The sequence below is a fragment of the Eggerthella sp. AM16-19 genome (assembly GCF_003474385.1).
Lineage (GTDB): Bacteria > Actinomycetota > Coriobacteriia > Coriobacteriales > Eggerthellaceae > Senegalimassilia.
This window is the reverse complement of record NZ_QUCY01000019.1, coordinates 42,234-53,211: the sequence shown is the minus strand read 5'-3', so window position 1 is coordinate 53,211 and position 10,978 is coordinate 42,234. Positions and strand designations below refer to the sequence as shown.

Below are 10,978 nucleotides of genomic sequence, written 5' to 3'. Positions count from 1 at the left end.
GGCGCGCCGTCGCGAGGACGTTGCCCGCCAGGATGCCGTGGAAAGCGTCATCCATTTCGCCGAACGCGGCGCGCACGTGTTCGATCACGGCGCCGCGGCGGTGATCATGTTCACCTCCGGCACCACCGGCCGCTCGAAGGCCGTGCCCCTGACCTGGGATAACCTGTGCAACTCGGCGGCGGTCTCGAATGCCGCGCTCAACCGCCGCGGCGAGGGGCTGTGGCAGGCGGCGCTTCCCCTGTACCATGTGGGCGGCCTGCAAATGGTGGTGCGCAGCTTCCTGAACGCGAACCCGTTCATCCTTTACGAGCGCTTCGATGCCCGTCGCGTGCTGGCCGATGCCGCCCGTCGCGGCGCCACCCACATCTCGGTGGTCGACAAGATGCTGCAGGACATGCTGGCCGCGCCGAACGCCGACCAGCTGCGCCGCTACGTGTGCATCCTGCTGGGCGGCGGCCCGTTGAACGCGCAGACGCTCGGCGGCGCCCTGGCCGCGCGCGCCCGCGTGTACGCCAGCTACGGCATGACCGAGACATCCAGCAACATCGCGAACTCCCTGGTGCTGCCCGGTTTCACGGGCGGCATGCAGCTGCTTCCCGGTTATGAGGCGCGCATCGTGGACGCCGGGCCCGACGGGTTCGGCCGTCTTGCCGTGCGAGGCCCCGGGCTGTTCTCCGGCTATCTGAACGCCCGCGCCGCCTACACGGCCGATGGGTTCTTCCTCACGGGCGACACGGCGGCCATCGCGCCCGACGGCAAGCTGTACGTGAAGGAGCGCACCGACGACATGTTCGTCTCGGGCGGGGAGAACGTCTACCCTGCCGAGATCCGCGAGAAGCTGCTGCGCGTGCCCGGCGTCGCCGATGCCTATATCTTCGGCGCGCCCGACGAGAAGTGGGGCCGCCGCCCCGTCGGCTTCATCGAGCGCGATGCGGCGTACGACCTGCCCAGGCCTCTATCCGCCTCCGTCGGCACGAGCGTCGCGGGGCAGCGCGGCCGCACCGTCTCCGACCGCATATTCGCCCAGGAGGCGGCGCGCAGCGTGGCGTCCCAGCTGTCACGCGTATATCAGCCGAAGCACCTGTTCGTGCTCGATGCGTTCCCGCGCACGGGCATCGGCAAGGTGGACCGCTCGGCCCTGCGCAAGCTCTATGAGCAGCGCATCGAGGTCAAGCGCGTGAACCTGTACCGAATCCGCCTGCCGTTCCGTAAACCCTTCGCCACGGCGAAAGGGACGCTGTCGTTCCGCGAATCGCTGCTGGTCGAAGTGGTGGACCATGCCGGCCGTACGGGCCTTGGCGAGTGTGCGGCCTTCCCCACCGACTGGTATCTGCCCGAAACGCTCGACCAGGACCTGCGCATCCTGCAGGAGCAGCTCATCCCTCTGGTGCTGAACACGGTATTCCTGCACCCCTCCGAGGCCGACGGCCTGCTGGCGGCGTGCCCGGGCGCCGACGCGCTGCCCATGGCGCGCGGGGCCATCGAGCCGGCGTTGTGGGATCTGTACGGCAAGATCGTCGGCCAGCCGCTTTGGAGGCTCATCGGCGGGCAGGCGCCCGACGATGGTCGGCCCGCATCGGCGTCGGCGGGTGCTGCCGTGCCCGTGGGCTCGGTGCCCGACACGCTGGCCGCCGTGCAGCGCTGCGTGGACGACGGGTACGCGCGCGTGAAGCTGAAGGTGACGCCGGGCACGGCGCTGTTTTGCGTGCAGGCGGTGCGCGAGGCGTTCCCCGACCTGGTCATATCGCTTGATGCGAACCAAAGCTTCACCGAGCGCGACCTTGACGTGCTGCGCGGTCTCGACGCGCTGGGAATCGCCTGGATCGAGGAGCCCCTCGATCCGCGGCGCACGCCGGCCAACGGCCCGCACGACCTGTTCGCGCGCCTGGCCCAGCTGCAGCGCCGCATCCAAACGCCGGTGTGCCTGGACGAGTCCATCTTCACCGCAAGCGATCTGGCGAAGGCGCTCAAGCACCAGGAGCTGAAGTGCTACGCGCTCAAGATCGGGAAATTCGGCGGTATCCAGCCTGCGCTGCAATTCGTGCGCATGGCGAACGCGCGCGGCATGAGCGTATGGATGGGCGGCATGTACGACACCGGCATCTCGCGGCGCATGCATGCGGCGTTCCAGATGGTGCCCGGCGTGGTCGACGCAGGCGACATCGGCGCCACCTCGCGCTACTTCGACGTCGACGTCACCGATCCGCCGTACACGGTGGAGCGCGGGATGGTCACGCTCGAGCGCCGAGGCCACGAGCACGGCCTGGGCTGCACGCTCGATCGATCCGCCTTGTCGCGCGTGCTCATCGACCAGCGAACCTACGAGTAACCGGCGCCGCCCTGGCGGCGTTGCCGCGGCCCCGGGGGAGACGTCCCCCCCGGCCGCGGCGATTCCGGCGCACGGCGTTCGTCTTTTCGGGCCGTCGCGCCCTCGGTGCGCGCCGCCCTGCTGTCCCGGCCCGGTTTCGTGCGCGTCCCGCCGCGCGAATCATCCCACGCAAAAACGCGCATACACCCCAAGCATTATTCATTTACATCGGAAAATATCCTATACGAATCCTTTACATAGCCCCGTGTGGGGTATAGTGGTGGGAACTATTTACTCTGACGAGGAGGGTTCGATGAACAACGCTAACGAAGCGGCAGGCGCTTCTATGGCCGCTTCCGGCACGGTGGCAACCGGGTCCGGCGCGCTGCATGACCTGGAACATCACGGCAAGCTGGGCATTTTCCGTCTAGTAGCGTCGGTCATCACGCTGATCCTCGGCGCCGGCGTGTTCACGCTGTCCGGCGATCAGGCCGCCCATGGCGCCAACGGCGCCGCCATCCTGACGGCCTGGGGCATCTCGGCCGTGGGCGTGCTGTGCCTGGTCATGACGTTTTTTGCGCTGTCGCGCCTTAAGCCCCAGCTCAAGGGCGGCATCTACAGCTACGCCGCCGCCGGCTTCGGCGATTTTTTGGGCTTCAACAGCGCGTGGGGCTACTGGATCTCCGCCATCCTGTGCACCGTCAGCTTCTCCGCGCTCCTGTGCGGCGCCCTGTCGTACTTCTTCCCCGTCTTCGGCACGGGCAACAACCTGGCCTCCGTCATCGTGGCCAGCTGCATCATCTGGTTCTACGCGTTCCTGGTCAGCCGCGGCGTGAAGGAGGCGGCGGGCGTCAATCTGATCATCACCATCAGCAAGTTCGTCCCCATCTTCGTCGCGCTCACCGCCATCATCTTCTTCCAGAAGTTCGACGTGAACATCTTCATGGAGAACATGGCGCACGGCTCGGTGGAGGGCATGTCGTTCTTCGAGCAGGTCAGCGGCACCATGATGGTCACCATCTGGGTGTTCCTCGGCATCGAGGGCGCCGTGGCGATTTCCGGCCGCGCCAAGAAGGACAGCGACGTGGGCAAGGCCACCGTCATCGCCTTCATCTGCGTGCTCACCATTTACCTGCTGGTCTCCACCTTGTCCATGGGTGTCATGCCGCTCTCCGAGCTCTCCGAGCTCTCCAACCCGGCGCTCGCCGGCGTCATGGAGCGCGCCGTGGGCCCGTGGGGTGCTACGCTCATCAACGGCGGCGTGGTGCTGTCCCTGATCGGCGCCATGCTCGGCTACACCGTGCTCTCCGCCGAGTGCCCCTACGAGGCGGCGGCCCAGGGCGGTTTCGTGAAGGCGTTCGCCCGCGTGAACAAGAAGGGCGCGCCCATCGTCACGCTGGTCATCACGAACCTGATCATCGAGATGTTCCTCGTCATCATGCTGTTCTCCGAGAGCACGTACCAGTTCTTCTACGCGCTGTCCGCTGGCATGATCTTGCTGCCGTACCTGCTCTCGGCTGCGTATTTCGCGAAAGTAGCCTTCACCGAGGCTGATTCCTTCAAGGGCAAGTTGGGCGTTCCCGTGCTCGTTTGGCGCGTGTTCGCCGTCCTCGGCGTCATCTACAGCGTGTTCCTTGCGTGGGCAAGCGGCGCCGTCGGCGTTACACTTATGTCTATCCTGTATGCTCCTGGCATCTTGGTGTATATCAAGGGCAAGAAGGAGCGTAACCAGCCGTTCTTGGAAAACACGCTCGATCGCGTGGTTGCCGCCGTCATCCTCATCGCGGCCATCGTATCGATCGGCCTGCTGGTCACGGGAACGGTTTCCATTTAACGCAATCCGCATGATATAGGTAGGAATCGGAAGAGGGACTGGACTGTGGAACTGCTTGAAGAGCGCATCAGGCGCGACGGTGTGGTGAAGTCGGAAGGCGTTCTGAAGGTGGACGGCTTTCTGAACCACCAGATGGACATCAACCTGTTCAACGAGATGGGCAAGGAGCTCAAGCGCCTGTTCGCCGACGCGCCCATCAACAAGATCCTCACCATCGAGGCGTCGGGCATCGGCATCGCCGCCGTGGTGGCGCAGCACTTCGACGTGCCGGTGGTGTTCGCGAAGAAGAGCCAGTCCATCAACCTTGACGGCGACGTGTACTCCACGAAGATCCAGTCGTTCACGCATCAGCGCATCTACGATGTCATCGTGTCGAAGAAGTTCCTGAACGCCGACGACCACGTGCTGCTCATCGACGACTTCCTGGCAAACGGCTGCGCCCTGAACGGCCTCATCGACTTGGTCGAGGAGGCGGGCGCCACGGTCGAGGGCATCGGCATCGCCGTGGAGAAGGGTTTCCAGCCCGGCGGCGACGATCTGCGCAGTCGTGGTTATCATCTGGAGTCGCTGGCCATCGTTCAATCCATGAACCCGGAAACCGGTGAGATCGAATTCCGCCGATGAACATGCATATGAAGCCCTTCGATCACGACGAGCTTCTCAAGCTAGACGGCGACGTCCCGTTCGTCCGCTCCGTGCCGTACGGCATCTAGCATATCTTGGCCATGTTCGTGGCCAACCTGGTGCTGCCCCGGGATATGGAGGTCAAGGTCGCGGCTTCCGATAGCTCGGCGGGCCATGCCGACGATGCGGATGCGAAGGGCGAGCAACCGGCCGCATACAACTGCCCGCTTCGCGCCGTTGCGATGGGCAGCGAGCCGTCGCGTGGCGCGGCCTCTTCCGACGCGGCACCGGCTTCTGCGCCGGCTTTGGTTAAGGCGTGGGGGCCTTTTCGAAAAGCCGCACGAGCGCGCCGAAAAGTAACGGTTCCGTAAAACGCAGCCTGACTTTTGGATATAGCGTAAAGGAACCCCGTGAATGCGGGTTCGCATGTCAAAATAGAAGAGCTACCTGATTAGCAAGCCTCCGGTGTGCCGGGGGCTCGGAGGCGGGCCGGGTGCCCGCCTCTTCGATATGCATCCGACATAAGGAGACCCGCTTTTATGCACATAGGCTTAAGCCTGATTCTTGTTGCCCTGTTCCTGGCCATGAACGCGTTTTTCGTTATCGCCGAATTTGCTTTGGTGCGCGTTCGAAAATCCCAGCTCGAACTGGCCGTCGAGCAAGGCAAGAAGGGTGCGAAAAGCGCCATGTACATTGCCGAGAACGTCAACCAGTACCTGTCCGCCTGTCAGCTGGGCATCACGTTGGCGTCGCTGGCTTTGGGCTGGTTGGGCGAGCCCGCGTTCTCCGCTCTTATCCGTCCGCTGTTCGAGATGCTGCACCTGCCCGAGGCCTTGATCAGCGTGGTGGCCGTGGCCATCGGCTACTTCGTCATGACCACGCTGCACGTGGTGGTGGGCGAGCTGATCCCCAAGTCGTTTGCCATCTTCGCCACCGAGCGCTATGCGCTGTTCACGGCTGGCCCGCTTATGGCGTTCTACAAGATCACCTACCCCATCATGATCCTGTTCAACGGCATCACCAACGGTGTGGTGCGCCTGACCGGCCATGACCCGGCCAACGAGCGCGAGGTGTACACGGGCGACGAGATCAAGCTGCTCATCGACGAGTCCACGGAAAGCGGTCTCATCGACCCCGAGCAGAACGAGTTCGTGGACAACATCTTCGACCTGGGCGACAAGGACGCCGAGGCCATCATGACCCCGCGAACAGATCTGGTGTGCATCGACCTTGAGGATTCGCTGGAAGAGAACATGGCGCTGGTCACGCGCTACAAGTACACGCGCTACCCCGTGTGCCGCGAGACCAAGGACCGCATCGTGGGCTTCGTGCACGTGAAGGACCTGTACCTGATGCAGAAGGGCTCCACCATCGATGACCTGCCCGTGCGCACCATCGAGGCCGTGCCCGAGAGCATCCCTGTGGCGAAGCTGCTGCAGGTGCTGCAGGAGGGCTCCACGAAGATCGCCGTGGTGGTTGACGAGCACGGCGGCACTGCCGGCATCGTCACCATGACCGACATCATGGAGCAGATCGTGGGTCACGTCGATGACGAGTACCGCCACGCCGACAGCGAGCTGGTGAAGAAGCTAACCGACGACACCATGATGATCGACGGCGGCATGGCCGTGGGCGACTTCGTGGAGCTCATCGGCTTCGTGCCCGAGGATGCCGAGGACTGCGAGACGATCGGCGGCCTGATCATGGACGTGCTCGACCGCATCCCCTCCGAGGGCGAGAGTCTGACGCTCGAGGGCAAGGAGGCCACGGCGAAGCTGACCGTGGTGCGCATGGATCGCCATCGCATCGACCGCGTGAAGCTGGTGCTCACCCCGAAGCCCAAGCAAGAGGAAGAAGAATAACAAGAAGGCCTCCCATTCGGGAGGCCTTCGTTTTGCCCTGCGTTAGCGAACTCGGGTGTGTGCATTCCGCTTTCACGCCGCTTCCCGGCGCAGACGCCGGGGCGTTTTCAGAGAGCGGGGGTTCGGGGCGAACCGACCTGGCAGCTGCACGTTCGCGGCTTCAACCGCGCGTTCGCCCTGCTACTCGACTTTTACGCCGGCGAAGCGCTCGGCGTTGTGCCATAGGATGTTCTCCAACTCGTCCTCGGTGAATCCGGCAGTGGTGAGGGTGCGGTACTCCTCGGCGGGGTCCCACATGGGGAAATCGCTGCCGAACATGATGCGGTCGGTGCCCCACATGCGCGTGAGCTCCACCGTGCGGCGCTGCCCCAGGAAGAACTGCGAGCTGGACTCGTCAAGGAACACGCGGTCGTTCATGGCCACCTCGTGCAGGATGTCGTAGCCCACCTCGTAGCGCGACCAGCAGCCGAAGTGCGCGGCGTCCACCACCAGGTCGGGGAACGTGCGCAGGATGTTCACCAGGCGGCGCGGATGCGAGAAGTCGTAGCGGTAGTCGCCCGTGTGGATGACCACGGGTAGCCCCAGCTGCTCGCAGATGGCGTACACCTCCATAAGGCGCGGGTCGTCCATGTCCACCTTCTGCGTGTCGGGGTGGAGCTTGACGCCGCGCAGGCCCAGCTCGACGGCGCGCTGCAGCTCGGCTGCGGGGTCCTCGAAATCCTGTTGCATGGCGGCGAAGCCGATGAACTCGGGGTGCGCCTGGCACTGCTTCGCGATGAAGTCGTTGATGGCGGTGACGGCGTGCGCGGTGGTCGCCACGGAGTGCACGATGAAATGCGTGATGGGCGCGCGGTCCTTCGCCGCAAGCAGGCCGTCGGCCGTGCCATCGCCGAACATGCCAATGTTGTAGAAGTCCCCGACGGCCTCCACGGCCTTCGGGGCGATTTTGTCGGGATAGATATGCGCATGCGCATCGATAACGGCCATAATGCAACTCCTCATTTGAAAACTTCCCCGATTGTACGGCAGCGCAAAGCCGCGTTCGCCGGACATTTCGGGAAATCTGCTGGCATCGTGATCGGGCTTTGGTTGCCGAAACGCGCGCAGGGGGCGCGGCTGGTGCCGCGCCCCCTGCGTTTGCGGGCTGTGATCCGCGCAAGGCCCGCTCGTATCCGGATGCAGCCTAGTTCAGGCCGTACTCCGCCAGAAGCGCCTGGCCGCCCATGGTAGTGGGGGCGGCGTCGCCGGCTTCGCTCAGGAAGCAGGACGGGCGAACGATGGCCATGCGCTTGCCGTTCTCGCTCTTCACGCGCACCACCTGCATCTTCGTGCGCTCGGCCAGCTCCAGCTCGGCCTTGCTGAAGTGCGACAGCACCAGCAGGTGCTTGGCCTTCGCCACGCCGCTCATGAAGTCGCGGCGCTCGGAGTCCATGACGCGGTTGCGCTCGCCGTCGGTGCTGATCACCTCGAAGGCGTTGCGCTGCGGGAAGAAGCCGTCGATGCAGCCGACCACGAACATGTTGTCGTACTCGGTGCCGCACAGGTTCTGCGGCAGGCAGATGTGCACGACGTGCGGGTCCTCGGTCCACACCGGGTCGGAGATGGCGGCCTGCTCGAGCTCGAGCAGGGTCTTCGCCGTCTCGTCGCCCACCATGTCGGCGGCGACGGCCTCGAACTCGCTGATGCCCTCGGCGCCGATGGCCTTCATGAGGCCGAACCCGCGGCGCGTGGCGTTCTTCTCAAGGAAGTCCTGGCCGGAGCGCCATTTCTCGGCCAGCGTGCGAGCGCGCAGGAACGGCTCCTTCGCGCCGAAGCCGGCGTTGCCCACCTGTTGGAGCGCCTGATACAGCGTGAGGCCCTCGGCCTCGGCGAAGTCCTGCAGGCCCATCCAGGCGTCGGAGTTCGTCAGCGCGTTGTCGAAGCCGCACCAGCTGCGCCATGCGATCATGTCGGTGGGGTCGGCTAGCAGCCCCAGCTTCGTGTACGCCACGAGCGCGCGGGAGCGCGTGGAGTCGCGCGGGTCGCCCGCAAGCGTGCCGGCGGCGCCGGCGGCCGACACGTTGAAGCCGCGGCGGCGCAGCATCTTCTCCACCATCACGGCCCAGCGGCGGTTGGGGACGACGACGCAGGTGAGGGCCTCGCGCGCATCCTCCTGGCCATCCATCAGCTTGCGCAGGTACTTCGTCAGGCCGTTGAGCTCGTCCTCGGGCGTGTTCCACTTGATGGACTGCACGCCCTGCGGCAGGCCCTCGGCTCCGGCGGCGCGCTCGATGGGCGTGGCGCTGCCGGCGATGTAGGCGCTATCCATGTCGCCTTCGGTGCACAGCGCGTCGGCGAGCGCGATGATCTGCGGGTTTCCGAACGCGCCCTGCAGATGGAACACCTTCACGTCGTGGCGCACGGCCTCGAACTTCAGGAATCCCTCGATGTAGGGGTGGTTGCCGCGCTTGGACATCATCTGGTTGGGGTTGCCCGTCACCATGATCTGCTTGTCGGCCAGCAGGCACAGCACCGTCTGCTCGGCGTGGGAGAAGTTCTGGAAGTCGTCGGCCAGCACGTAGGCGAAGCTGCCGCGCGCGCCCTCGCCGGCGTCGCTTTTCAGGAAGTCGGCGGCCAGCATGGGCGCCTCGCCGGCCAGCATGGCGCCGCGCAGCTTCAGGATGCGCGTGGCGTAGGCCAGCAGGTTGTCCGCCGCGGTGCCGGCATTCCGCTCCTCGCGCGGCTCGTAGCCGGCCATCTTGCGGTCCAGGAAGCCCAGCATGCTGCGCAGCTTGCGCGGATGCTCGCCGATGGTCTTCAGATCCTCCAGGAAGAAGTTGTACTCGGCGCTGTTGAGGATGCGCGGCACGCGGCCGGTGGGCTCGCGGGCGGTGGGCTGGTCGAGCACCGACACGGCGGCGTCGAGCGCGGTGCGCACGCGCACCGACAGGGCGGCGCCGATGAGGTTTGCGGGAAGGGCGCGGCGAAGGCGCTTGCGGAAGGCCTGCGCGGCGAAGGCGTTGGTGACCGCTACCAAGATGGATGCGGGAGCTTCCCCGTTCTGGATAAGGTGCGCGCAGCGCGCCACGAGCGCCTGCGTCTTGCCGCTGCGCTCGGCGCCCTCGACCTTGGCGAGGCGCCCATCGAATGCGGCGATGGTATCTATCATGTGAACTCCCTTCGGTAGCGGCTATCTGGGGCCCCGTCGCGCGCGCACGGCACGCGGCGGGGCGGTTTTCAAAAGGTGGCGAAGGCGTTGCCGCGCAGGCGGCGCCTTCCGGCGGGCGCGGTAGTTCGTGGGCGGGGCGCGCTCGCGGCCCCCGCAAAAGGCATTTAGGCCTCGAACACCTTGCTCGTGCCGTCAGTATACTCCACGGTCCACGTGCGGTACGTCGGCGCGAACGTAGGCTCATCAAGTTCGAACACAAGCTCCGGCGGCTCCATGCCGCCGCCATCGACGGCGCCCTCGCCGTCAGCGGACCGCGCGTCGGCCTCCACCAGCTCGGGCGACTCCAGGAACGCCTCGGCCGCGGCCTCCTCAGCGGCGGCGCGCTCGGCTTCGGCAGCTGCCTCGGCTTCGGCGGCGGCAGCCTCCTCGGCGGCCTTGCGCTCCGCGAACGCGGCTGCGCCGGCTTCCACCTGCGCGGCCCAATCGTCGGCGGAGGGCATGCTCACGCGCGCGATAGAGCCGGCGTCGCCCAGCTTGCCCTCATTGTAGGCGTCGCGCACGAGCGAGAGCATGTCGGCGGCGTCCTCGGCGATGCCGCTCACGTCGTTCATGTGCAGGCGCACGGGCAGCGTGCCGTTCTGCAGGTCCACTTCGAGCCACGTGAACGCAAGCTCGCTTCCGTCTTCCATCTCTTTCTGGCGCTTGTTATAGATGAGCGCCTGGTTGCCCAGCTTGCGGAACTGGTTGCGGAACCAATCGCGCATCACGTCGTTCCACAGCTCGTCGGAGCCTTCCTCGCCGGCTGCCAGGTACTGGCGTGTGCCCAGCTTCACCAGCATGCGCATGGTGTTCTCCGCCGGAGCGTCCTCGCCTGCGGTGGCGTGCGTGCGCACCAGCGTCGAGCCCACGTAGGCGTAGCTGCGGCCGATCTCCAGGCGCAGATTTTCGGAATCCACGCGCTCGTCCAGGTCCAGTATCAGCGTCATCGAAGGCCTTGGTTGTGCCATGTCCTATACCCCTAACTCTTCGTTCGGCGAACGCCCCGCGGGCTGCCCGAATCGGGCCCGCCCCAGGTCATCCGCCTGCGTCCTCTTCGCTAACCAAAGTATAAATGCCCAGTTCAGAGCAAAATCATCCCGCAAGGATGATATGCGCGCGCTCATACAATCCCACCCTTATGATTCCCGTCCGGCGCACCACCG

Annotated in this window: 7 protein-coding genes; 4 read left to right on the top strand and 3 right to left on the bottom strand. The window is 65.5% G+C overall.

Annotated elements, in window-relative coordinates; genetic code table 11:
- The 4 genes from menC to DW178_RS08250 all read left to right on the top strand — a co-directional run.
- A partial coding sequence (gene menC / locus DW178_RS08270) for an o-succinylbenzoate synthase (protein ID WP_118350515.1) occupies positions 1-2,329 on the top strand: 2,329 nt, incomplete at its 5' end.
- 325 nt (positions 2,330-2,654) lie between these two features.
- On the top strand, positions 2,655-4,142 hold the full coding sequence (locus tag DW178_RS08265) for a basic amino acid/polyamine antiporter (RefSeq protein ID WP_118350518.1): 1,488 nt from the start codon (positions 2,655-2,657) through the stop codon (positions 4,140-4,142).
- A gap of 45 nt (positions 4,143-4,187) precedes the next feature.
- Complete coding sequence (locus DW178_RS08260) at positions 4,188-4,766, top strand: xanthine phosphoribosyltransferase (protein WP_118350514.1); 579 nt, start codon at positions 4,188-4,190, stop codon at positions 4,764-4,766.
- A gap of 539 nt (positions 4,767-5,305) precedes the next feature.
- Entirely contained in the window at positions 5,306-6,628 is a 1,323-nt protein-coding gene (locus DW178_RS08250; RefSeq protein WP_118350512.1) for a hemolysin family protein, read from the top strand.
- A 180-nt stretch (positions 6,629-6,808) separates the two neighbouring features.
- Here DW178_RS08250 and DW178_RS08245 read toward each other — a convergent pair whose 3' ends face one another.
- From DW178_RS08245 to DW178_RS08235, 3 genes are all read right to left on the bottom strand, one after another.
- The gene (locus DW178_RS08245) at positions 6,809-7,615 is read right to left on the bottom strand and encodes an amidohydrolase family protein (RefSeq protein WP_118350511.1); all 807 of its coding nucleotides are present in this window, start codon (positions 7,613-7,615) and stop codon (positions 6,809-6,811) included.
- A gap of 196 nt (positions 7,616-7,811) precedes the next feature.
- Positions 7,812-9,776: a UvrD-helicase domain-containing protein gene (locus DW178_RS08240; RefSeq protein WP_118350510.1), complete on the bottom strand. Its 1,965-nt coding sequence runs from the start codon at positions 9,774-9,776 to the stop codon at positions 7,812-7,814.
- A gap of 164 nt (positions 9,777-9,940) precedes the next feature.
- Positions 9,941-10,762, bottom strand: a complete 822-nt coding sequence (locus tag DW178_RS08235; RefSeq protein WP_286168609.1) for a hypothetical protein — start codon at positions 10,760-10,762, stop codon at positions 9,941-9,943.
- Positions 10,763-10,978: the final 216 nt, after the last annotated feature.